This is a genomic window from Flavobacterium sp. LHD-80 (assembly GCF_030929605.1).
Lineage (GTDB): Bacteria > Bacteroidota > Bacteroidia > Flavobacteriales > Flavobacteriaceae > Flavobacterium.
In genome coordinates, this window is record NZ_JAVFVS010000008.1 from 16,520 (window position 1) to 41,720 (window position 25,201).

The following is a 25,201-nucleotide window of genomic DNA, read 5'->3' on the forward strand; positions in this document are numbered from 1 at the left end:
AATCTTGCTTATGCACTCTTTCGGAGATTCTCATGCGTATTGGTAATTGCTTTTTCATTCTTATAATCAATCCATTTTTGACCTTTGAATTTTCGCATCAAAATATCAAAATGACGCATAATAAAAACATTGTAAGCGGCTTTTGACAAGTTCACAATATTTTTAGGAAAAGAACGCAGGCTCATCGAAAATCCCGGAGTTAAATATTTCATATAATGCCAATAACCTTCGGGCATATACAACATTTCACCATGTTTAAGATTTGTAATATATCCTTCGGCATTTTTTAAAGCTGGAAATTTTTCATAATCCGGATCATCAAAATCAATATCTTCTCTCGAAATTAAAGCGTGTGGCACTTTATACAAATATTTTGATTGATCTGGCGCGAAAAGCATGCATTGTTTTTCTCCATGAAAATGAAAATGTAGAATATTTGAATAATCAATATCAAAATGCATGAAGACTTTTGAGTTTTCGCCTCCAAAAAACAGCATCGGCATTTGTTTTACTAATCGCAAACCAATTTCAGGCCATTTAAAGTCATTATTCAATATTGGAACCTCTTTCATGAAATTATAAAGAAAGATACGGTAATTGGTAGGTTTTGATTCTAAAAGAGCTATGTAATCGCTCATTTTCATTTTTGTATGTGCTTCGTTAAAACCGTCTTCATGATTTACCGGACGATTATCATACAATGGAACCGTAATATCGCCTGCAATTTCATTGATATAGGAAAATTTCCATTTATGATAAGCAGGCCAATCTTCTGTCAATTGTTCAACAACAACGGGAATTTGTTTTTTAACGTATTGGGAAATAAAATCGGCTTTTGAGATTTTTTTTACCCTTTGGATTTGTTTTAACTTCATCTTTCTAAATAAAAAAATTGCTTATAACATTGATTTATAAGCAATTTAAAAATTTTTATTCAGATGGATGAACTCTATTAATTAAATTTTTGATTTAATCGAATGCTCAACATTTCTTTCAATTGTGTGTCCTGGTCTTGTCCATTTTGGTTTTTCACCTAGTGGAACAAATTGAGAATCTGCTGCTTCAACCGTTTTTGGCTGTGAAACTTTTGTAAAAGGTTTTTGCGGATTCAATCCTAAAAGTTCAAACATTTTCATGTCTTCGTGAACATCAGGATTTGGCGTTGTAAGCAATTTGTCACCAGCAAAAATTGAATTTGCTCCAGCAAAAAAGCACATTGCTTGTCCTTCACGACTCATATTTGTTCTTCCTGCAGATAAACGAACTTGCGTATCTGGCATTACGATTCTGGTTGTAGCAACCATACGAATCATTTCCCAGATTTCAACTGGTTTTTCATCTTCCATCGGAGTTCCTTCAACAGCAACTAATGCATTAATTGGCACTGATTCCGGTTGTGGATTCAAAGTCGAAAGCGCAACAAGCATTCCAGCTCTGTCTTCAATGCTTTCTCCCATCCCAATAATACCACCGCTGCAAACTGTTACATTTGTTTTACGAACGTTTTCGATAGTTTCTAAACGGTCTTCAAAAGCACGCGTAGAAATAACATCTTTATAATAATCTTCAGAAGTGTCTAAATTGTGGTTGTAAGCATATAATCCAGCTTCGGCTAAACGTTGTGCTTGATTTTCAGTAATCATTCCTAGCGTACAGCAAACTTCCATGTCAAGTTTGTTAATGGTACGAACCATTTCTAAAACTTGATCAAATTCTTCACCGTCTTTTACGTTTCTCCATGCAGCTCCCATACAAACTCGAGAAGATCCGCTTGATTTTGCACGCAAAGCCTGAGCTTTTACTTGGCTTACGCTCATTAAATCATTTCCTTCAACGCCAGTGTTGTAACGTGCCGCTTGCGGGCAGTAACCACAGTCTTCTGGACAGCCTCCGGTTTTTATTGATAATAAAGTCGATACCTGAACTACGTTAGGATCGTGATTTTGCCTGTGAATGGTTGCAGCTTCATAAAGAAGATCCATTATTGGCTTATTATATATGGCGATTATTTCGTCTTTAGTCCAATTGTGTTTTGTAATGCTCATTGATACAATGTTTTTGAAGCCTCAAAAGTAGTTAAATTGTTCTAATCAACCAATGATGTACTCGGTAAATGAATATTTGACAGCTATTTTCAAAAAAGAAACACTCTAAAATCATAAAAATGTATAATTCTATGATTTTAGAGTGCTAAATGTTACGATTTATTTTGAAATATTAATCGGCTATATATTTATTGCCCCAATAAAGCATCATCAAAAAAGTTACGATGACCGAAGAGGCAATTCCTTCAAAAAGTAAACAGATGCAATATGTTGGTACAGAAGGATTTCCTCCAAACATAAAGGTCTCTGATAAGGTTTGTACATAGGCATCTCCACCTCTTGCATAGCTATAAACTAGTAATCCGAAAACACTCATTGACACGCCAACTACTGAAGTTGCCATGGCAGAAACTGCATTCGACACAAAATTGGTTTCTCCTTCATGCAGGTTCATTTGCATAGTTCTGTTCACGCCATAAAAGATAAAAAACACGTTCAGCGTACGTAAATAGAACAAATCTGCAAGACCTAACACATTCATCAATAAAAAATAAATGCCTATTCCGAGGAATATCAGAAACCCGTTGGTTATTTCTTTAGGTAATTTCATAGTGGTTATTTTTAAAGAAGTTAATAGTAAATGTTTGAAGAACAGTGTTCTATATCAAATTTACTAAAAAAACAACTACGATGATTTAAAATTGATAAAATGTTATGTATGAGGAATGATATTGTGAAAAAGTTGTCATGCCATAAATGAAGTCCTTGACAGGACAATTGATCGAACGCAATATTTATTCTACCAATATTTAATTCCTAGCGGAATATCTCGTAGAGATTTATATTAATAAGCCTATGTTCGTTTAGTTTTTAACCGCAAATTACACAAATTCACGCAAATTAATTTGTTAAATCTTTGTAATTGTGGTAGAATTAATTGTTGTTTTTCTACCAATATTTAATTCCTAGCGGAATATCTCGTAGAGATTTTATATCGGTAACAAAATATTTCAAGACATTCTATATATTTTAGAATTAAATTTTTAAAGCTTGCTCACAAAATCTAAAGCATTTGCTTTATCTTGATTTAATTGTTCTTTCAATAAATCAACTGAACCAAATTTCTGTTCTTCACGCAAATACTTCAGTAAAGAAACCTCAATTTGTTTTCCATAAATGTCTTCATTAAAATCAAATAGATTGACTTCAATAGTTTGCTTTTCACCGCTTACAGTTGGGTTGAAGCCAATATTCATCATTCCAAAAACTTCTTTTTGATCTACAATTGCTTTTACAGCGTAAACACCTGTTTTCGGAATTAATTTGTAATCTTCTTCAATCTGAATATTTGCCGTTGGAAAACCAATTGTTCTTCCTAATTGCTTTCCTTTTACAACTTCGCCGGTTAAAAAATAATTATAACCCAGATAATCATTGGCCAAAGCCATATTTCCCTCTTGAAGTGCTTTTCTGATTTTGGTTGAACTTACCGAAACATCTTGAATTTCCTGAGCCGAAATTTGCTCTACTTCAAAACCATATTCGGCTCCAAAAGCAATTAAATCGTCAATATTTGCAGTTCTGTTTCTTCCGAAACGGTGATCGTGTCCAATAATTATTTTTTGAATCTGAAATTGATCAACTAAAATAGAATGGACAAATTCTTCTGCCGTTAATCTTGAGAAACTTTCGTTAAAAGGATGAATCACAAGATTTTCAATTCCTGTTGCTTCAAGAAGTTTTGTTTTTTCGGTAATGGTGTTTAGAAGTTTTATTTCCGATTTCTCTTGCAAAACCATTCTTGGGTGCGGAAAAAAAGTAAGCACCAAACTTTCATATTTGCCGTTTTCGGTATTCTGAGTAATTCTTTCCAGAATTTTTTTATGACCAATATGCACGCCGTCAAAGGTGCCAAGTGTTAAAATTGTTTTCTTGGTCGAATGGAAATCGTTTATAGAATGAAAGAGATTCAAAACAAATAATTTAAGATGCTGCAAATTTATACTATCTATTTTGAATTTGATGCCAAGGCGAATTGATTTTTTTGAAAGAAGATTGTTTCTTTTTGTGAAAATACGCCAACTCGTCGACTAAAAAGAGTTAAATGTCGTTTATATGTAAGAATTTGATTTAATTCACTTAATTTTGATCTATCAACGCCTCCGAATATGAAAAAACTTTTACTCTCTTTATTTTTTATTGTTTTCTGTACTGTTTTAAATGCCCAAAATAATGATTTGTGGCAAAAAAGCAGTGCAAGCTCTGTGTTGAATAAAAGAATAAATAGCTCAGATTCTGAGAAATTGTATTACAAATTAAATGCACAGCTTCTTCAAATAAAATTGGCATCGGCCACAGGAAAAGGGTCAAAAAATAATACGGCCGAAATTACAATTCCTAATTCTTCAGGAACTTTAGAGCGATTTGTTGTTTGGGAATCTTCAAATTTTGAGGCTGAACTTCAAGCTAAATATCCCGAAATAAGATCTTATGAAGGAAGTGGTTTAGACGATAAAAGTGCCAAAATACATTTTAGCGTTTCGCCGCTGGGTCTTCAGACAATGGTTTTTCGTTCTGATAAATCGACTGAATTTATTGAGGAAAACCCAGATGATAAAACGGAATATATCTTGTTTGCAAAAAACACTTCAACTTCAAAAAAGCTTGTTTGTAAAACTGATGATGCGATCTTGACTAGAGGTATAACTGGAAAAACTGAAAATACAGCATCAAGTGCTAAAGTTTTTAAAACAATACGTCTGGCTTTATCATGTACGGGTGAGTATACAGCATTTTTTGGCGGAACAAAAGCTGGAGCACTTGCCGGCATGAATAATACTTTAACCCGCGTAAACGGAGTTTTTAATAAAGATCTAGCCGTAAAATTAGTTTTGATTGATAATAACGATGCTGTAATTTATACAGATGCAGCTTCAGATCCATATTCAAATGCTTCTACAGGCGCAGATGGTGCTTGGAATCAAGAGGTTCAGACGACTTTGACAAATGTTATCGGGAATGCCAATTATGATATCGGACATTTGTTTGGCGCTTCTGGCGGAGGCGGTAATGCTGGATGCATTGGTTGTGTTTGTACAAATCCAACAACAGGAGTTCCCTTAGGGAAAGGAAGTGCCTATACATCGCCTTCAGATGCTAAACCCCAAGGAGATACTTTTGATATTGATTTTGTGGCACATGAATTTGGTCATCAATTAGGTGCCAATCATACTTTTTCTTATGATTCAGAAGAAAGAACTAACGTAAACGTTGAACCTGGAAGTGGTTCTACAATTATGGCTTATGCTGGAGTGACGGGCGAGTACGATATTCAGAATACTTCTGACGATTATTTTGCATATGTAAGTATAAGGCAAATTCAGAATACATTGTCCAATAAAACTTGTCCGGTAAATACAGCTATTACAAATAATCCGCCTGTTGTTAGTGCAGGTAACGATTATACAATTCCAATAAGTACTGCTTTTGTTTTGACAGGAACTGGCTCAGATCCCGAAGGAGATTCGGTTACTTATACATGGGAAGAAAATGACAATGCGACAACAACTTCGGGAAGCACGAGTATAGCGTATACAACAAAACCAGACGGACCATTATTTCGTTCTGTAATTCCAAGTGCAAGTACGGTTCGTTATATGCCAAGCTTTAATTATGTTCTTCAAAACAGACTTACCACAACTTGGGAATCGGTTTCGTCAATTGCACGAACGCTTCATTTTACCTTGACAGGACGCGATAACGCAGCTCAAGGCGCAGCGCAAACATTTACTGATGATATGGTTGTTAATGTTGTTTCGACAGCAGGGCCATTTGCAGTGACTTCTCATACAAATGATAATGTAAGCTGGTGGCAAGGTTTGAGTGAAACAGTAACTTGGAGTGTAAATAATACAAATTCGCTCGCAGGTGCTTCTGCAGTAAATATTAAATTATCTACCGATGGAGGCGTGACATTTCCTATAATTTTGGCTTCGAATACTGCAAATGATGGTACTGAAACTATTGTGCTTCCTACAAGTGTTCCTTCATCTAAAAATTGCAGAATTTTAATTGAACCAACAGGAAATATCTTCTATGCAATAAACAGCAAGCCTTTTGCAGTTGGTTATACTTCAACTTCAACTTGTGATAATTATAGTTTTGGAAGTTCATTTTCAATACCAAACACAACCACTTTTGTTACAAGAACTGTGACTGTTCCAACATCAGAAGCAATAGTTACAGACGTAGATGTTTCTGTGAATATAACGCACGATAAATTTTCCGATATAGAACTTCAAATTGTCAGTCCTGCTGGAACTGTGGTTCGCTTGTTCAATAAAAATTGCGGATCGACAAAATCTACTTTAGCATTGCAGTTTAATGATTCGGGCGCTGCTTTAGATTGTGCTAGAACGACTGAACAAATCGTTTTACCGGTTGATGCTTTAAGCGCTTTCAATGGTGAAAATACGCAGGGAACTTGGACTTTCAGAGTTAGAGATGCAGTGGTTGGAAACTTCGGAACATTAAATTCCGCTTCAATTAATATTTGTGGTCAGACATATACTTTGGGAACGCCAAATTTTGAAAATATCGATTTTAGCCTTTATCCAAATCCAAATAAAGGAAACTTTACGATTAAGTTTCAAAGTGAGTCGGCAACAGGAGTGAAGGTTTTTGTTCACGATATTTTGGGCAAAACTGTTTATTCAAAAACTTTTGAGAGCACATCAAATTTTGACCAAAATATTCAGCTTCCAAATGCGGTATCTGGAGTTTATCTGGTAACGGTTATTGATGGCGAAAGAAGAACAGTTAAAAAACTTATCGTAAATTAAATTCCAATATTTTAAATTCCAAATTCCAAAAACTAAACAGTTGGAATTTGGAATTTAAAATATTGGAATTTCCTTTTCTAAGAGTTTGCCATCGCCATACAAACAATACTAATTTTTGCTCCCGGAATTTTCAGCAACGCTTTTGCACAGGCTTCAAGCGTTGAACCTGTTGTTAAAACATCATCGACAATTAAAAAGTGTTTGTTGTGATTTTCTTCAGAGAATTTGACATCGAATAGGCTTTCAATATTTTCTGATCGACCAAGAAGATTCTTTTTTGACTGTGTTTTCGAATATTTTTTTCTGTACAAAACCGCATCTTCAAAAGTGAGATTTAGATTTTTTGAAATTGCTTTTGCAAAAGCAGTAACCTGATTGTAACCGCGTTCTTTAAATTTTTTAGGATGAAGCGGTACAGGAATCACAACTTCAAAAGGATTTTCTAATTGAAGTTCTTTTAAATCTTCTGCGTACCAATTTCCAAGAACAGTTCCAATTTCTTCGTGGCCTTTGTATTTTAAATTGTGAATCAATTCCTGAACAATTCCTTTTTTGATAAAATACAATAAAGCCGATGCGTGCTCAATTTCAACTTTTCCATAAAACTTTTTTACAGCTTCATTCTCAGAATCGAGGTGATATTGCGTCAGAGGCAATTCATGTCGGCAATTGGTGCATAAAACGGTTTCGTTAGTCATTAAAACAGAGCGACATCCCGAGCAAACTTTCGGGAAAAAGAGATTTATTATAGAATTAAACACAAATAGAAAGAATTTAGTTACAAAACTAACGAAATTCAAACTTCAATCTTTATTATTTTTCTTTTTTTTAAAAGGACTTTTTATATTTTTGCATCACTATGGCAAAACAAGAAGATTTATTTAAGAATGTGGTTTCGCACGCAAAAGAGTACGGATTTATTTTTCCGTCAAGCGAAGTGTACGATGGATTGAGTGCAGTGTATGATTACGCACAAAATGGTGTCGAATTAAAAAAGAATATTAGAGAATATTGGTGGAAATCAATGGTTCAGATGAATGAAAATATTGTTGGTTTAGACGCAGCAATATTGATGCATCCAACAACTTGGAAAGCTTCAGGCCACGTTGATGCGTTCAATGATCCTTTGATTGACAATAAAGATTCTAAAAAAAGATATAGAGCTGACGTTTTAGTAGAAGATTTTGCTGAAAAGATTAATCTAAAAGCTAAAAAAGAAATTGAAAAAGCAAAAGCTCGTTTTGGTGATGCATTCAATGAAGAAGAATTTGTAACGACAAATGCTCGTGTAATTGAATATTTGGCCAAAGAAAGAGAAATTAGAGAGCGTTTAGGACGTTCTTTAGGAAACGGAGATCTTGAAGATGTAAAAGCTTTGATCGAAGAGCTTGAAATTGCTGATCCTGAAACTGGTTCTAGAAACTGGACAGATGTAAAGCAGTTCAACTTGATGTTTGGAACTAAATTAGGTGCTTCTGCAGAATCTGCAATGGATCTTTATTTGCGTCCAGAAACGGCTCAAGGTATTTTTGTGAACTTTTTAAATGTTCAGAAATCAGGCCGTATGAAAGTTCCTTTTGGAATTGCTCAGACAGGAAAAGCGTTTAGAAATGAAATTGTTGCAAGACAGTTTATTTTCCGTATGCGTGAATTCGAACAAATGGAAATGCAGTTTTTCGTGCGTCCAGGAGAAGAAATGCAATGGTATGAGCACTGGAAAACGACACGTTTAAACTGGCACTTATCTTTAGGTTTAGGAAAAGAGAACTACCGTTTTCACGATCACGAAAAATTAGCGCATTACGCAAATGCAGCAGCAGATATTGAATTCAACTTCCCATTTGGTTTCAAGGAATTAGAAGGAATTCACTCTCGTACTGATTTTGACTTAAAAGCACACGAACAATATTCAGGAAGAAAATTACAATATTTTGATCCGGAACTAAATGAAAACTACGTGCCATACGTAGTAGAAACGTCTGTAGGTCTAGATCGTATGTTTTTAGCAGTTTTTGCAACATCGTTGCAAGAAGAAACTTTAGAAGATGGTTCAACGAGAACAGTGCTTAAATTGCCTGCAGTTTTAGCGCCAACAAAGGCAGCGGTTCTTCCATTGGTTAAAAAAGATGGATTACCAGAAATTTCTAAAAAAATCATTGAAGATTTGAAATGGGATTTCAATGTTGCTTATGATGAAAAAGATGCAGTTGGACGCCGTTACAGAAGACAAGATGCTCTTGGAACGCCTTTCTGTATAACTGTTGATCACCAAACTTTGGAAGATGAAACAGTAACGATTCGTCATAGAGATACAATGAAACAAGATCGCGTTAAAATTTCTGAATTGAGAGCGATTATTGAAAATGAAGTTTCGATGAAAAACTGGTTGATGAAAATGTAATTTTCCCAATTAACATTATATAAATCCCAAATTCCTTAAAGGAGTTTGGGATTTTTTTAATTTTGAAAAATGCATTTCGTCGAATTTTTATGCATTTCATCTTTATGTATTAACATTTTAGTGTAATGTGTTAACAATGAATTATTTGCGTAAATAAATTGCGTAAATTTAATTGCACATCATACGCTAAAATTATAAAATGAACTAGCGAAGGAAAAACCGCTATTCATTTAAAAATTATTTTAAAACCAAATTGAAAAAATACTCCTACATTATAATTGACAATGACGCTGAAAGTGTTTTGAAAACCAGAATCGTTGCAGAAGGTTTTTCAGAATTAACTTTTATAGCATCGGCGACGAATTATCAGCAAGGATTAAATTTGGTTTTAGAACACAGGCCGTACTTCATCTTCCTAGAAATTGATGCTGAAAACAGTACAAGTAATTTGTCGCTCGCATTTATTGGTGAATTGTACCGGTTTTTATCTGTTATACCAAAAATCATTATCACAACAGCCAAAAAGGAACTTGCTTTTGATGCTATTCAATATGGTGTTTTTGATTATATCTTGAAACCTTTGACGCATGTTGATGTTGTAAAAACGCTTTTGAAGCTCGAAAAAGTGCTTTTAGAGCCAAAAGAGCCAAAATCTGCTGTAATTGAATCATCTGCCAATATTTTGGAAGAAAACGTCTCAGAGGCCAAAATAATGCCTTTAGTCGAGGAGGAAAAACAAATTGTAGCCGAAGAAGAAGCGCCAATAGTTATTCAAGAAGTTCAATTGACACAAAATCCTGAAAAACCACTTATTCTCTGCATTAAGTCATATGGCGATTATCGCTACATGAATGCGGCAGATATTTGTTATTTTCAAGCCGATAATAATTCGACAGATATTTATTTGAGTTCTGGCGAAATGGTTACTGCTTTTAAGACTTTAAAGCATTTTGAAAGTATTTTAGTACATCCGTTCATTCGAATTCATAATAGTTATATCATCAATCAAAACTACATTTCGAGAATTCATAACGGAAACTCAGTTTGTTACATAAAAAATTCCCCGAAAAAGGTTCCTTTTTCCAAAACTTACAAAGCAAATGTCGATTTAATCATTGCTAATTTTTCTGCGGGTAATTACATAGAGATCTAAAAACTAGATAATTACACGAATTTGACGTCCAGTGACTATCATTTGGGCATGATCTACCATAAACTCCATTTTTCATGTAAATTTTTTTCGTCTAGGGGTATAATTTTACCAAACCGAAACGCAAAGTGCGATCGGCTCCAAAAACAAAAAAAATCTAAAACCCTTAAATACCTCAGGTCATGAAAAAAACAGCTTTAACATTCGGATTATTTTCTTTAGTAATGGTTGCAACTTCTTTCGCAGCTCCAACAACTTCTTTCGTAGAGTCAGATACAATTATTGGAGGACAATCTACTGGACGTGATGGTGGTAGAAAAGTTGATTTTCACACTACTACTAATGATTTAAAAAATAATCAGTCTGAAGGATTTAGTCAAGACAGACAATCACTAGGAAACACTATAAAACTTGACTAAAAACAAGTTACATTATACAAAAAAAGGCTGTCAAATTTTGACAGCCTTTTTTTGTGTCGGTACTTTTACTATTTTTGGTAAAATTCAAAAAAGCCATTGAAAAAAACTTCGCAAATAATATTAGTTTTATTTCTTATCTTATTAAGTTGCAATAAGAAAGCTTCCATCGATAAAAACGAGGTTTCAAGAGAAGACAGTTTACCTACTTATTTGTCTTTAGCAAATGATATTAATTTGCCTTATGACCTAAAACAAAAATATACTCAAAAAGCCCTTAACATTATAATTGATAAGAACAACGATTCAATCAATAGGGCTAATTTGTTTAAGGTTGCTAATCGATATTACAATATGAATGATCTCAAATCATATCGTAAAATATCAAAATTGGTTTTAGAAAGGTCAATAATCGCAAAAGATTCTGTAAGTATTGGTAAGGCTTATACTTACTTGGGCGATTTTTATAGTTCGCAAAGCGTTCCAGACAGTGCTTTCTTGAATTTTTTTAAGGCACAAAAAATTTATTTGAGGATTAATGACCAGTATAATTTGGCTCAGACTTTTTTAAGCAAAGCGAGCCTTCAATACAATGAAGGAGATTATTTTGAAAGCGAAATTGGCGTTTTTAAAGCGCTGAGCATTTTAAAAAAGCAAAAAAACGTGAGTGACTTGCTTTATGAATGCTACAATCTATTAGGAATTTTATATAATGATAGAGAAGAATATGATAAATCGCTTGAATTTCATAAAAAAGCCTTAAACGTTTTAAAAGACAAATCAATTCCCAGAGAACTACAGTTAGAGGCAACGTCTTTGAATAACATTGGTTTTGTTTATATTAATTTGAATGATTACCAACAGGCAAAAGAATATTTTCAAAGAGGATTAAATCAGAAAAATTTATTTCAGGAGAAAAATGTCTTGTATGCTATGTTGTTGGATAATCTAGCATATTCTAAATTTAAATTAAGAGATTTCAAAGGTCTTCCAGACCAGTTTGACAGGGCTTTAAAAATTAGAGACAGTCTCGAATTAAAATCGGCATCTGTACTGAGTCGGATTCATTTATCAGAATTTTATGCTTTTGAAAAAGATACTTTTAGAGCTATTCAGTATTCAAAACAGGCGTTGGTTTTGGCTAGAAACCTAAATATTGGAAAAAATACATTAGAGGCGCTTAAGCAAATTGCTATTGTTGATCCAAAAAATGCATCGGTTTATTCTAAAGAATATTTTAGATTAAATGAAAAAATGCTGAAATCGGAGCGAAAAATGGGTGAAAAATTCTCTCGAATTGAGTATGAGACCAATGAAATAAAAGATCAGAATTCGAATCTTCAGGAAAAAAACAGAACGTTAGTATATGTATTCAGTATTTGTACTTTGGTTGGTTTGTTTTTTTATGTGTATAAAACGCAACAAGCAAAAAATAGAGAACTGCTGTTTAAACAGCAACAACAAGTTGCTAATGAAGATATTTATAACTTGATGATTTCGCAGCAAAACGAAATTGAATCGACCCGAATTAAAGAAAAGAAAAAAGTTGCGCAGGAATTACATGATGGTGTTTTGGGCCGAATGTTTGGCGTCAGAATTAGCTTAGACAGTCTCGATAAAATTGATGAAGCCCAGGCAGCAGCGAAGCGAAAAAAGTATTTAAACGAGCTGAAACATATTGAAGAAGACATTCGTGAAATTTCGCATGATTTAAATAGAGAAAAATCAGAATTAATTAATAATTTTGTCGCGATCTTGATGAAACTGTTTGAAAATCAGAGAAACACGTATAATTCAAAATTAATTACGACATTTGATTCTCACATAAAATGGGATCTTGTAAGCAATGCTGTCAAAATTAATTTGTACAGAATGATACAAGAAGCGCTTCAAAATTGCAACAAGTATGCAGATGCTGATACGATTACAGTTGAGTTTAAAAGTGAAATAAATTATTTAGTTTTGTCTATTGCGGATGATGGAATTGGTTTTAATGTAAAGAAAACTAAAAATGGTATTGGATTGCATAATATTCAATACAGAGCCGCAGAATGTAAGGGTACAGTTACTATAAAATCTGCCAAAGGAGAAGGAACACTTCTCACAATTAAAGTCCCAATCGATCAAAAAATTAACCTGCAAAATAATGACATTTGATTTAACAGCTCCAATTTCGCACTTAATCACGCGAAACATTTTAATTGTCGACGATCATCCTTTTATAATTGAAGGATACAAAAATGCTATAACGCGATATAATCCAAAACAATATGATTTTCGTATTGCACAGGCGTATGACTGTAGATCGGCTTATGATTTGTTAGAAGACGAATCGACGCCAAAATTTGATGTTGCATTTTTAGATATCAGTATGCCGGCTTATGAAGAAAAGGAACTGTTTTCTGGTGAAGATTTGGCAAAACTGATTTTGAAGAAGATGCCAGAATGCAAAGTAATTCTGCTTACGATGTATACAGAACTTCTGAAAATTAAAACAATTATCAGAACAATCAATCCAAATGGCTTAATTATTAAAAACGATCTAACTTTTGATGAATTATTGCTCGCTTTTGATAAAGTAATGAAAAACGGAAAGTATTATAGTCAGTCGGTGGTGAAAATGGTAAATCAGTCGCCACATAATTCTATTGAAATTGATCAGTTTGATAAACAGATTTTGTTTCATTTATCAAAAGGAACACGAACTGAAGATATGTCGCAATACATTCCGATTTCGTTAGCAGCCATTGAAAAACGCAAAATCAATTTGAAAGAATTGCTGAAAATAAGATCAGGTCTAGATGAAGATCTTTTGAAAGAAGCGAAAAGCAAGGGGCTTTTTTAGAAAGAAATCTCAAATAAAAAATTCCAAATTCCAATTGTTAGTCATTCATTGGAATTTGGAATTTTTTTATTTGGAATTTTTAAAACTTACTCGCTCAACGCATCCCAACCACGTGCTTTTAAAGCAATTTTTGTGTTGGCACGAGTTACAAGGTGAATTCCTTCGTTTTCTTCTGCCATATGGCCAATAATTGAAAAGTTTGGATTTCCTTTTATTTTGTCAAAATCGTTAATGTCAATTGTAAATAAAAGTTCGTAATCTTCTCCGCCGTTAATTGCAACAGTTGTACTGTCGATATTGAATTCTTCACAAGTCGAAATAAATTGCGGATCTAATGGCAGTTTATCTTCATATAAATTACAACCCACTTTTGACTGTTTGCAGATATGAATAATCTCTGAAGATAATCCGTCAGAAATATCGATCATTGAAGTTGGTTTTATTTCAAGTGCGTGTAGAAGTGTACGAACATCTGTTCTGGCTTCTGGTTTTAATTGTCTTTCGACCAAATAGGTATAAGGATCTAAATCTGGCTGGCTGTTTGGATTTACCTGAAAAACCTGTTTTTCGCGTTCCAAAACCTGCAAGCCCATATAAGCGGCACCGATGTCTCCTGTAACAACTAATAAATCAGTTTGTTTGGCTCCATTTCTGTAGGCGATTTCATTTTCATCAGCTTCGCCAATTGCTGTAATACTGATGATTAATCCTTTTTGTGATGAGGTTGTATCACCGCCAATAACATCAACTTTGTATTCTTTAGCGGCATGCGTAATTCCTTCGAATAATTCTTCTAAAGCTTCTAACGGAAAACGGTTTGAAACAGCAACAGAAACCGTGATTTGTGTTGGTTTTGCATTCATCGCACAAATGTCAGAAACATTCACAACAACTGCTTTGTAGCCTAAGTGTTTTAATGGCATGTAGGCTAAATCAAAATGTACGCCTTCAATTAGTAAATCGGTTGAAACAACAACTTTCTTTTCTTTAAAATCTAAAACTGCAGCATCGTCACCAATACTTTTTAAAGTTGATTCTTGTGTAACATCAAAGTTTCGGGTTAAATGGTCGATTAGGCCAAATTCTCCTAATTGTGCTAAACTGGTGCGTTGCGGATTTTTATCTTCTATCATTTTTTCTGAGTTCCAAAATTATTTAGGTGCAAAGGTACAAAGTTGATGGTTAATAGCTGTAATAAAAAGAATAAAGGATATTTTGTTTTGTTAAACCATATAAATGATATAAGCTTATTTAAATGTTTTTGACTTTAAGGAACTGCGTTTTTAATTTTAATTGGAAATGGCTTTGTCGAGTTACAAAGTAGCCAAGCTTTTGTTTTTAATTGCCTCCCGCTTTAGCTGGAGGTTGAATGAATTTTAATTTCATGGCTTTAGCCAAACTTACGCATTTTTGGCTAAAGCCTTTTTCGTGGTCTTATTTTTTACCTCCAGCTAAAGCTGGAGGCAACTCAAATTTAAATTTTTTGCGCTCGCACGCGTAAAAAATCATCGTTTTAAACTGAAATGCGATCTAAATACTTCGCTGACTTGGTCTTGCGTATAAAAAACCTGAAACCAATAATCGGAGGAAGGAAGCGGGTTTCCGTTGTAATTGCCATCCCAACCTGGACCAGAAGGACGAAGCTGTTTTAAAAATTTGCCATAACGGTCAAAAATGTTGATTACAGCATCTGGCTGTGCGGCAAGATCAATAATGTTCCAAGTATCGTTGTAGCCATCGTTGTTTGGCGTAAAAAATTTAGGATATTTAAGGACATTGGCAAACAAAATCAGATTGTCGCAATTTCCTTTTGTGTCTTTTATCGTTACTGCGTGTTCTCCTGAATCGACATTTGAAAAAACATTGCTGGTTTGAAAATCGCCATCATCTAATTGATATTCATAGGTTCCATAACCACTAGTAAGGTTTACAATAATGTCGATGTTATCTTCAAAAGCATCTGTAACGGTTAAAGTTGCAAGCGCTGGACTTGATTTTTCGACTTTAACGGTGGTAGAGTTATAACCGCAGTCGGCGCCAACAGCTGGAGTTATTTTGTTGGGAACTACGGTGTAGATTCCTTCTTCTTTTGCAGTGTAGTTTGGTCCAGTGCTTATTTTATTTCCATTTAAAAACCAGTCAACAGTATATTCGTTGGGATTCAGTCCCGAATTTAATTGAGCAGGACTCAGTAAAGATCCTGTTTGAAAATCGACGCAGATTACACCATTTTTTATTGTAAAATCTTTCAAAGGATAAATGGTGATATTAAAATCATCTTGCGAAATGCAACTTGAATTTGTTGGAGCCGTTGCGTAGATGTACATTCGTTGTGACGCGTTTATTTGCTCTCCTGCAACATAATGCACTCCTGTTGCATTTGGCCCGCTGTAATATTGACCGGTAGATAATACGGGCAATGTATAGCTTTTGCAAACGGCAACATCTGGAAAACTAACTAATTTTGGCGTTGAAGATATATTTACTGAAAAGCTTTTTTCGCTGGAACAAGTGAGTCTATTTCCTGCAATTGCATAAACATAAATAGTTTGCGAAGTTGTCAAAATTGTTCCTGCCGGAATAGTGGCGCCTTTTCCTCCAGGCTGTAAATAGTAATTACCCAATTTTAAAGGTGGTAAGTTATAGCTGTCGCAAACCGTTATATTTTCGAAGTTGCCAACATCGATTCCGTTGATGTTGATTTTAAAGAAAGTTTCATTGCTGCATTTTGCAAAATCAGGCCATTCGTTATAAATATAAACAGTTTGAGCTGTGCTTATAATTGTTCCTTCGGTAAGCAAAGTTCCTGTTCCATTTGGCCCTCCTGTTGCCGAATAATATTGCCCATTTTTTAATCTCGGAAGTTTGAAATTAGTACAGGTCACAACGTCTGTAAAATTGTCGACAAGAGGTAAGGGTCTAATTTCGATAACAAAACTGTGTTCATTGGTACAATCTGTTCCAACTGAAAATATATAAAGAGTCTGTGTGTCAGTTACTATAGCTCCGGCGTGTAATGGAGTTCCTCCACCATTTGTATCGGTAAAATAATTGCCATTTGTCAAGGGAGGCAAAGTATAACTGTTACATTCCAATCTGTTGGCTGGCGTATCGACTAATGGTAACGGTTTTATGGTAATATCATATTTTAGATTGATTGTGCAATTGGGTGAAGTTGTAGTAACGGCATAATAATAAACCGTTTGTGAAGTTGTAATAACTGTTCCGGCCGGAATATTTTTGCCTTGACCGCTAGGACTGTCATAGTAACTGCCTATCGCAACTGCCGGCAAGGTGTAGCTTCCGCATTCTGTTATTGGAACAAAACGTTGGGAATTAATAATATCTATTTTAAAGGAATTTTCATTAACACATCTACCATCATTTGCAAAAACATAGAGCGTTCGGCTAGAGGTAATGCGATCGCCAGCATTTAGTTGATTACCCAAACCTCCTGAAAGTGAATAATAATTCCCATTTGTTAAAGGTGGCAAAATATAAGCATCGCAAGTTACTATATTATCGGGCTTATCGACTAAAGGTAAAGGATGTACAATAAATGGAACCGGAATATCCTTGCAAACCACTCCATCAATTACGGCATAATAGTAGATCGTTTGGCTAGCGGTAAGTGCTGTTCCCATCGGAATAGGATTTCCTTTTCCTCCAGCTTCAGTAAAAAATCCCCCGGCAACGACATTGGGAACTATGTACCTGCCACAGGCTTCTTTTGGAAATTCGATTTCGTAAATTAAGGTAATGCTAAAGGTATTTTCATTGGTACAATTGTTTGGTGCTGGACCGCTGTAAATATAATAAGCGCCAGATTTTGTAATGACATCTCCCGCATTTAGTCGTGTTCCTGTTCCGTTTGGGCCTGTATAATAAAAACCAAAAGTTATTGGAGGCAATGTATAACTGTTGCAGGCAATAACGTCTGGAAGATCATTTACTGGCGGAAGCGAATAAATAATGATATTGAAATTTACAGTTTGATAGCAAAAAGAACTTTGTAGACTTTCAACTCTAACATAAATAGCTTGTGGCGACTGTGATAAGGAAGAACTGAAAAAAGCAGGATTTAAAATGCGATTTGCACCGCTGTTTGCTTCGGCTTGACTTAAGTGATAAGTAAGTTTATAATTCGACGGATTTAATCCATTTAAAATTGTAGCTTCCTGAACAGTTAAATCAACAGGAACTCTTCCTGATTTAGTATTGCAAAAAGCCAAATCGGGAGGTTTTACAATGTTGATTGGAGCGGTTACAAGCAAGTCAAATGAAATCAAATTATTGCAAAAAGTACCACTATTATTTATTGGGACTGCTTTTATATAAATGGTTTGGTTACCGACACTTGTATAAGAATTTAGTTGATTTTGTGGTATTGCGGGACCGTTTGCATTGGCAGCCGTTAAAGTGCTGAAATATAAAAGAGAATATTCTGCAGCGTCAAGCCCTAAAGTAGTTAGGTTATTCTGAGTTAAATTATAGCTGTAGATGCCGTTTGTAGTATAACAGGCAGTTAAATTTTGAGCAGGCTTAATTATTAAATCTGTAATTTTTACTTCATCTTTTATAATACAGCCCGAAAGTGTGGCGGTTACTCCATAAGTTCCAGATTTGTCAACCGTTAGTGAACTGGTTGTTTGTCCAGAAATAACAGTTCCGTCAAGAGTCCATTCATAACTATAGTTTCCTACGAGGCCAGACTGAAGTGTGATTTTTTCGCCTTCGCAAATGGTTCGGTCTGGGCCTAAATCCATGGCGGTAATAAAACTTCCTCCCTTTATAAAAACTGCCGAATCGTAACTGCTGTCATTGTAATCGCCTATTGCCAGTTTTATACTGTAAGTTCGATTTGGAATTACGGGCGAAGAAGCCGTTAAAACTTTAGTTTCGCCTCTCATGTTTATTGCTGATGACGGAGGATCATTCACATTATAATGATCAAATAAATTGGCATTGGCTGATAAACAGGAAGAATTATATTGGGTATCTCTAATGTTTTTTACCGAAACGGGCGTCGATGTTCCTGGAAGTACCGCGAGATTTGAAGAAACTCCAGTTGTTAAATCGGTTAAAATAAAAGCAAAAACATCGCTGAAACCGCATTGAAATTCGCCATATTCATTTGAAGCAAAAAGAAAATCAAAACTAAAATTACTAGACAAAGGTGTAAAGTCAAACTGAATATAACTCACATCAGTAATAGGAACCATTTGTCCGTTACTATCGCTGATGGCTTGCAGGTCACTATCGTTGGCAGTATTTAATTGACTGCTTTCGTTGGCACCAGTATAACTTCCTCCAGTATGTGAGGCAATTCCGTTTCGAATAATAATGCCTTCTGAAATTGGAAAATTAGGATTTGTATTTGTGAATTTGCCAATGCCTTGATGAGATGAAAATTTAAAGTTGCTTTCGTTAGCGCAGGCATTTTTCATTAACTCTTCGCGAACAAGCTCAGGTATACTCAAAGTTGTAGTGTCCACTATGATCCCCTGTGACAAAGATATAGTCGAGTAAAATAATAAAAATAGAAGTAGAGAATTTCTCATAGTCCTGATTTTATTAATTAGGGGGCTTTAAAGGTACGAATGATTTTTGTTTTAACACAATGAATGTCAGTATTTTACACTTGTTTTCGTTTTGTGTTTAAATGTCTTTGTAAAATCTAAAAATATTTTTTTTAATTATTTTTTTTCCTACTGACAAACTGTTGTCACCAGCCCATTTTACTTTTGATGTATAGAAAATTTAAAACTTTAAAATCATGAAAACATTAGAAGCACAAGTAATCACTTCAGAAGATTTATTGAAACACTGGCAAGGACATCGCGCATTGACACGCCGATTGATTGAGTTATTTCCTGAGAAAGATTTCTTCGAATTTTCGATCGGAGGAATGCGACCTTTTTCAAAATTAGTCGATGAACTTTTAGCAATTGCAGCTCCAGCACTTAAAGGAATTGTAAATCGTGACAGCCAGCCTTATACAGAAGGTGCTGAAAAATTAATTTTTAAAGCACAATATCTTGAAAAATGGGACGAAGCAACTGAAGAAATCAATAAATATTGGGAACAATTGTCAATTGAAGATTTTAGCGAAAAATTTAATCTATTTGGTCAATATGAATTTCCAATCATTCAGAATATTTTATATTTTATTGATAATGAAGTACATCACCGTGGACAAGCTTATGTGTATTTAAGAGCTTTAAATATCGAACCTCCATTTTTTTGGGAAAGATAATCAGCCATTTGTTGTAACTTTATTTAAAACCTAAAATTAACTGCTATGAGTTTAAAAAAGATAATGTCAAATTATGCCGATTATAATTTATGGGTAAATCAGCAATTTGTGAATTGGCTTTCGCCAAAATCAAGCGAATTGCTTTATGCCGAAGTACCTTCTAGTTTTTCAACCATTGTGAAAACATTGGATCATATTTGGTCTACAGAGGAATATTGGTTTTCTGTAATTTCTGAAACTGAGATGTCAGAAAAGAAGCCAAAAAATGAATTGTCAAAAGAAGAAATCTTTGCAGGCTTATTAAATTCATCGACAAAGTTGAAACATCTTATTAATTCATTGTCAGAAGAAGATTTGGATAAAGAGGTTAAAATCGTAAATCCGTGGTTTGAATGTGAATTGCCAATTTCTGAATATTTGATTCAAGTTATCAATCACGGCACGTATCATCGTGGTCAGATTGTGACTATGGGCCGAAATATAGGAATTACAGATGCATCAAATACCGATTATAATTTTTACAATGTGGTAAAAGCACAGCAATAAAAACAAAAAACTCCCGACGATAATCTCTCGGGAGTTTTTTTATAAAAGTCTTTGTTTGTTTATTTCCAATAATTCTAATGCACGAACTTTGAGTCTTTCGGGTTCCAAAATAGTGGCATAATCGCCAAACATTAAAAACCAGCGCGGAAAACCGCTTTCAATATCACGGCACATAAAGGTCATTTCGATTTTTCCGTCAATTTCTTTTTCAGAAACATAACCATGATATTTTTTTTCCGATGCTAAATATCGCGCTATTTTCTTCTCAATTAAGATTCGGACTTTTGTTGTTGGACACGTTTCTGTTTTGGTCAAATAAGTTTCTAAAGCATCGTGCTCAATGGTAAAATCAGATTCCGTTTTTCGAATACCTTGAATTCTATCGGTTCTAAACTGACGATAATCTTGTCGTAAATGACAATATCCAAGAAAATACCAATTGTTATTATCATGAAAAACGCCTACAGGTTCAATATTTCGTTGTGTAGTTTCGTCGGTATCAAACGTTTTGTATTGAAGCAAAATTTGCTTTTTCTCGGCAATACCTTCAAAAAGAACCGCTAATGTATTTGGTGAATTGTCGTTGAACATTGGCTCAGCCGTTTGCATCACAACTCTCGATTCAATATTTGAAAGGTAATCTTTATCCGTATTTCTCAAAACCGATTTCAGTTTGAACATAGCCGATGCGTAATGATTTCCAAGAGAAGGATCAGTAAATTTCTGCATTAATTTTTCGGCAGCAATAAAACTGTTTACTTCCTCGCGCGTGAACATTACTGGAGGCAATCTATAACCTTCCATCAAAGCATAACCAACTCCCGCTTCACTATAAATAGGAACCCCCGAAGCTTCTAATGTTCGAATGTCTCTGTAAATTGTTCTCAAACTGCAATCAAAACGATCTGCCAATTCTTGTGCTTTCACAATTTTCTTGGATTGCAATTGAATCAAGATGGCAACAATTCTATCAAATCGTTTTGGAGTTTCGTCGAGCATTTTTTTCTTTTGAGGTTCAGAGGTTCAAAGATACAAAGGTTCCTAGTTTAAATAAATAAGAAGTTTGTTCCAAATTAGGACAGATTTTATTGGTTAAGAAATTATAATTTATTCCATTTTTGGGTTTTGCTGTTATTGATATACTTTGGGTAGGCGAACTGCTGTGCGTCTCTACAAATCTGTGTCGGTAAATTGAGCGTAATAGGAATGTATTTTCGCAATGTATATCTGTAGAGGCGCACAGCAGTGCGTCTACGTCCAGTAAGTCGACAAAGAAATTAAAATCTAATGTTTTTTAATTTTTTAAATAGGAAAAGGTATTTTTGAAAAGCAATAGGACTAACATTATTAAGTTTTAAAAAGTAATTATATGATTGAAAACTACACTTTCAATGAATACGATAAGAGTTTTGAACCAAAAGAAACTACATGTGCATTTTGTGAAGAAGCACAAATAAAAAACATGAAAGACACTCACTTCGTTGCACTTTATGTCACTAACGATCGTACTAATCTTATTGTATACAGATCCGTAAAATACTCGATACTTTCAATTGGAATTCCAAGATGCGCATCTTGCAGAGAAATTCATGAAAAATCGGTGTCTAAATCCAGATTACTAACATGGATTATAGTTCCAATTTTAATGGGACTTTTGTTTTATTATATTTCGACCTTAGGCGTGTTCCTTTTCATAGCTGGATTTTTTGTCATTGTTGCAGCTGGATTTTATGGATCGCATAAACTCACTCAGTTTTTTGTCGCAAAAGAGAATATTTGGAATTTACACGATGGTATTGAAAATGATCGATTTATTCAAAATTTAATTTTAGATGGTTGGTCTTTAAATCAGCCATCGGCATAAAATAAAAAAGCTGTCCTAAATATAGAACAGCTTTATATGTAAATTCTCGAATGAATTAAAATTTGTACAATAGCCCAAACTTAGGCTGATCAAAGATATTGTTGAACAAATTGATGTTTAATTCGAATGTATTTGAAGATGGACCATTTTCTGGAGAAACGCTGTTGTACGATAATAAGTTAGCTAGAACGAAAGTTACCGCGATATTTTTGGTTACAAAATAATTCAACCCAACATTGATATTAGCTGTTAAACTATTACTGTCATCAGAGCCTGTTGGGTCTTCTACTTTGTTTCTCCCGTAACCCAATCCAGCTTCACCATACGCTTTAAAACGTTTTTTGTCTAATTCTAATACATAGTATCTTGCAAATCCGCCAATACCAAAGATATTGGTTTTAGTGTCAGTAGATTCATATTTGTCACTTGAAAAACTAATTTGTCCGCCAACGGCAAATTTGTCATTAAGGAAATATCCAAATTTGGGATTAAAAGCATAAAAATCGCGATCGCCGCCGGTAGCAATTTGCAAAGCACCTTCGATAAACATATCGCCGTGAGCAAAGGTGATGCCTTTTGCAGAATTCATTTCAGAATTAACCTGATCTTCTTGTTGCGCATTGGCAAAACTGAATGTAAATAAAGCCGAAATAATAAATAATTTGGTTTTCATAATCTTACAGTTTAAAAGTTGTAGGATTAAAGTTATAATTTTTATTATTAAATTAACTTTAAGTTCGATGAAATACGTTAAAAATCAGATATTTAGGCTATTTTTATTGCTTAAACAGGATTAATCCTACTTAAAAATACTATAATTTTAACTATTTGATTATCAGTTAAAAATGAAAATAAACAAAAAACCCAACAACTTTCGTCATTGGGTTTAATCTATAATCTTGTTTCTTTATTCTTTCTTCTAAATAAAAAAAATCTAGTCATTCAATTTCAATACAGCCATAAAAGCTTCTTGTGGAATCTCAACGTTTCCTACTTGACGCATACGTTTTTTACCTTTTTTCTGTTTTTCAAGAAGTTTACGTTTACGCGAAATATCTCCACCATAACATTTTGCGGTAACGTCTTTACGAAGTGCTTTAATCGTTTCACGAGCGATAATTTTTGCACCAATTGCAGCTTGAATCGGAATATCGAATTGTTGTCTCGGAATCAATTCACGTAGTTTTTCGGTCATTTTTTTACCAATGTTGTACGCGTTATCTTCGTGAATCAATGCAGAAAGAGCATCAACTGTCTGAGCATTTAAAAGTACATCAAGTTTAACTAATTTTGAAGTTCTCATTCCAATTGGAGAATAATCAAAAGAAGCATAACCTTTAGAAACGGTTTTTAAACGATCGTAAAAATCGAATACAATTTCCGCCAAAGGCATATCAAAATTCAATTCAACTCTTTCAGTAGTCAAATAAGTTTGATTGGTAATTACACCACGTTTTTCGATACACAAACTCATTACGTTTCCAACAAAGTCAGATTTAGTAATGATGGTAGCTTTGATATATGGTTCTTCAACTCTGTCCAGTTTTGAAGGCTCTGGCAAATCTGAAGGATTGTTTACAATTAATGCCTTTTCTGGCTCTTTTTTAGTGTAAGCCAAATACGAAACGTTAGGAACTGTAGTAATTACAGTCATATCGAACTCACGCTCTAAACGTTCCTGGATAATTTCCATGTGAAGCATTCCTAAGAATCCGCAACGGAAACCAAATCCTAATGCTGCAGAACTTTCGGGAGTAAAAACTAACGAAGCATCATTCAATTGCAGTTTCTCCATAGAAGAACGCAAATCTTCATAATCTTCAGTATCTACAGGATAAATTCCGGCAAATACCATTGGTTTTACATCCTCAAAACCAGTAATCATATTGGTTGTTGGCACTTTTGCATCTGTAATTGTATCACCTACTTTTACTTCGCGTGCTTCTTTAATTCCTGAAATCAAATAACCAACATCTCCGGCAGAAACCACAGTTTTAGGAACTTGATTTAATTTTAAAGTTCCAATTTCATCAGCAAAATATTCATTGTCCGTAGCCATGAATTTAATTTTTTGCCCTTTTTTGATTTCACCATTTACAACTCTAAAGATTACTTCGATTCCACGAAACGGATTATAAACCGAGTCAAAAATCAAAGCTTGTAATGGTTCTTCCGGATTTCCTTTTGGAGCTGGAATTTTTTCGATAATCGCAGCCAAAATATTTTCAACACCAAAACCTGTTTTTCCAGAAGCATGAATAATATCTTCTAATTTACATCCAAGTAAATCAATTATATCATCACTTACTTCTTCAGGATTAGCACTTGGTAAATCGACTTTGTTCAAAACTGGAATAATTTCCAAGTCATTTTCTAAAGCCAAATATAAGTTCGAAATAGTTTGCGCCTGAATACTTTGCGCAGCATCAACAATCAAAAGCGCACCTTCGCAGGCAGCAATCGATCTAGAAACTTCGTATGAAAAGTCAACGTGACCAGGAGTATCAATCAAATTCAGGATATATTCTTCACCTTTATAAGTATATTCCATTTGTATGGCGTGACTTTTAATGGTAATTCCACGCTCGCGCTCCAGGTCCATGTTGTCAAGCAATTGTGCTTTTTCTTCACGAGCTGTAACGGTTTGTGTAGCGCCCAATAAACGGTCTGCCAGTGTACTTTTACCGTGGTCAATGTGTGCAATAATGCAAAAGTTACGTATCTTCTTCATTTTAATATATCAGTTCTCTATTCGAGTTTAAATCTTTTTTTGGGTATAAATTGCACTGCAGCAATTGCTTTAGCACGTGTTATTAAGGCGCAAAGATAGCGCAAAG

At 34.3% G+C, this 25,201-nt stretch carries 19 protein-coding genes; 9 read left to right on the plus strand and 10 right to left on the minus strand.

Annotated elements, in window-relative coordinates:
* Positions 1 to 8 precede the first annotated feature (8 nt).
* The 4 genes from RB619_RS11530 to RB619_RS11545 form a co-directional block, all read right to left on the minus strand.
* Entirely contained in the window at positions 9 to 875 is an 867-nt protein-coding gene (locus RB619_RS11530) for a cupin-like domain-containing protein (protein WP_308097547.1), read from the minus strand.
* A gap of 81 nt (positions 876 to 956) precedes the next feature.
* Positions 957 to 2,045 (minus strand): biotin synthase BioB, encoded by a 1,089-nt coding sequence (bioB, locus tag RB619_RS11535; protein WP_308097549.1) that lies wholly within the window; start codon positions 2,043 to 2,045, stop codon positions 957 to 959.
* Between the two features lie 172 nt (positions 2,046 to 2,217).
* The gene (locus tag RB619_RS11540) at positions 2,218 to 2,655 is read right to left on the minus strand and encodes a hypothetical protein (protein WP_308097551.1); all 438 of its coding nucleotides are present in this window, start codon (positions 2,653 to 2,655) and stop codon (positions 2,218 to 2,220) included.
* 433 nt (positions 2,656 to 3,088) lie between these two features.
* The gene (locus tag RB619_RS11545) at positions 3,089 to 4,018 is read right to left on the minus strand and encodes a bifunctional riboflavin kinase/FAD synthetase (RefSeq protein WP_308097553.1); all 930 of its coding nucleotides are present in this window, start codon (positions 4,016 to 4,018) and stop codon (positions 3,089 to 3,091) included.
* A 195-nt stretch (positions 4,019 to 4,213) separates the two neighbouring features.
* Between RB619_RS11545 and RB619_RS11550 the strand changes: the two genes are divergently transcribed.
* Positions 4,214 to 6,886 (plus strand): reprolysin-like metallopeptidase, encoded by a 2,673-nt coding sequence (locus RB619_RS11550; protein ID WP_308097555.1) that lies wholly within the window; start codon positions 4,214 to 4,216, stop codon positions 6,884 to 6,886.
* A gap of 77 nt (positions 6,887 to 6,963) precedes the next feature.
* On the opposite strand, the gene RB619_RS11555 is transcribed toward RB619_RS11550, so the two are convergent.
* Positions 6,964 to 7,584 carry a ComF family protein gene (locus RB619_RS11555; protein WP_374119702.1) on the minus strand — a complete coding sequence of 207 codons (621 nt, stop codon included), beginning with the start codon at positions 7,582 to 7,584 and terminating at the stop codon, positions 6,964 to 6,966.
* A gap of 161 nt (positions 7,585 to 7,745) precedes the next feature.
* Here RB619_RS11555 and RB619_RS11560 point away from each other — a divergent pair, with 161 nt between their 5' ends.
* The 5 genes from RB619_RS11560 (at position 7,746) to RB619_RS11580 (ending at position 13,698) form a co-directional block, all read left to right on the plus strand.
* Complete coding sequence (locus tag RB619_RS11560; protein ID WP_308097559.1) at positions 7,746 to 9,287, plus strand: glycine--tRNA ligase; 1,542 nt, start codon at positions 7,746 to 7,748, stop codon at positions 9,285 to 9,287.
* A gap of 253 nt (positions 9,288 to 9,540) precedes the next feature.
* Positions 9,541 to 10,440 (plus strand): LytTR family transcriptional regulator DNA-binding domain-containing protein, encoded by a 900-nt coding sequence (locus tag RB619_RS11565; RefSeq protein ID WP_308097561.1) that lies wholly within the window; start codon positions 9,541 to 9,543, stop codon positions 10,438 to 10,440.
* A gap of 179 nt (positions 10,441 to 10,619) precedes the next feature.
* The gene (locus RB619_RS11570; RefSeq protein WP_308097562.1) at positions 10,620 to 10,856 is read left to right on the plus strand and encodes a hypothetical protein; all 237 of its coding nucleotides are present in this window, start codon (positions 10,620 to 10,622) and stop codon (positions 10,854 to 10,856) included.
* A 96-nt stretch (positions 10,857 to 10,952) separates the two neighbouring features.
* Complete coding sequence (locus RB619_RS11575) at positions 10,953 to 13,010, plus strand: ATP-binding protein (RefSeq protein ID WP_308097564.1); 2,058 nt, start codon at positions 10,953 to 10,955, stop codon at positions 13,008 to 13,010.
* Positions 13,000 to 13,698 (plus strand): response regulator, encoded by a 699-nt coding sequence (locus RB619_RS11580; RefSeq protein WP_308097567.1) that lies wholly within the window; start codon positions 13,000 to 13,002, stop codon positions 13,696 to 13,698. The genes RB619_RS11575 and RB619_RS11580 overlap by 11 nt, the downstream gene beginning before the upstream one ends.
* A gap of 86 nt (positions 13,699 to 13,784) precedes the next feature.
* Here RB619_RS11580 and thiL read toward each other — a convergent pair whose 3' ends face one another.
* On the minus strand, positions 13,785 to 14,831 hold the full coding sequence (gene thiL, locus RB619_RS11585) for a thiamine-phosphate kinase (RefSeq protein WP_308097569.1): 1,047 nt from the start codon (positions 14,829 to 14,831) through the stop codon (positions 13,785 to 13,787).
* Between the two features lie 372 nt (positions 14,832 to 15,203).
* Complete coding sequence (locus RB619_RS11590) at positions 15,204 to 19,178, minus strand: choice-of-anchor L domain-containing protein (RefSeq protein ID WP_308097571.1); 3,975 nt, start codon at positions 19,176 to 19,178, stop codon at positions 15,204 to 15,206.
* A 296-nt stretch (positions 19,179 to 19,474) separates the two neighbouring features.
* Between RB619_RS11590 and RB619_RS11595 the strand changes: the two genes are divergently transcribed.
* Positions 19,475 to 19,954: a DinB family protein gene (locus tag RB619_RS11595; protein ID WP_133526091.1), complete on the plus strand. Its 480-nt coding sequence runs from the start codon at positions 19,475 to 19,477 to the stop codon at positions 19,952 to 19,954.
* Between the two features lie 45 nt (positions 19,955 to 19,999).
* Positions 20,000 to 20,500 carry a DinB family protein gene (locus RB619_RS11600; protein ID WP_308097575.1) on the plus strand — a complete coding sequence of 167 codons (501 nt, stop codon included), beginning with the start codon at positions 20,000 to 20,002 and terminating at the stop codon, positions 20,498 to 20,500.
* Positions 20,501 to 20,539: 39 nt separating this feature from the next.
* On the opposite strand, the gene RB619_RS11605 is transcribed toward RB619_RS11600, so the two are convergent.
* Positions 20,540 to 21,499, minus strand: a complete 960-nt coding sequence (locus RB619_RS11605) for a YafY family protein (RefSeq protein WP_308097577.1) — start codon at positions 21,497 to 21,499, stop codon at positions 20,540 to 20,542.
* Between the two features lie 370 nt (positions 21,500 to 21,869).
* Here RB619_RS11605 and RB619_RS11610 point away from each other — a divergent pair, with 370 nt between their 5' ends.
* Complete coding sequence (locus tag RB619_RS11610) at positions 21,870 to 22,364, plus strand: hypothetical protein (RefSeq protein ID WP_308097579.1); 495 nt, start codon at positions 21,870 to 21,872, stop codon at positions 22,362 to 22,364.
* A 55-nt stretch (positions 22,365 to 22,419) separates the two neighbouring features.
* Here RB619_RS11610 and RB619_RS11615 read toward each other — a convergent pair whose 3' ends face one another.
* Together RB619_RS11615 and lepA are read right to left on the minus strand one after the other, a co-directional pair.
* Entirely contained in the window at positions 22,420 to 23,037 is a 618-nt protein-coding gene (locus RB619_RS11615) for an outer membrane beta-barrel protein (protein ID WP_308097581.1), read from the minus strand.
* A gap of 261 nt (positions 23,038 to 23,298) precedes the next feature.
* Positions 23,299 to 25,095 (minus strand): translation elongation factor 4, encoded by a 1,797-nt coding sequence (gene lepA, locus RB619_RS11620; protein ID WP_308097583.1) that lies wholly within the window; start codon positions 25,093 to 25,095, stop codon positions 23,299 to 23,301.
* Positions 25,096 to 25,201 lie beyond the last annotated feature (106 nt).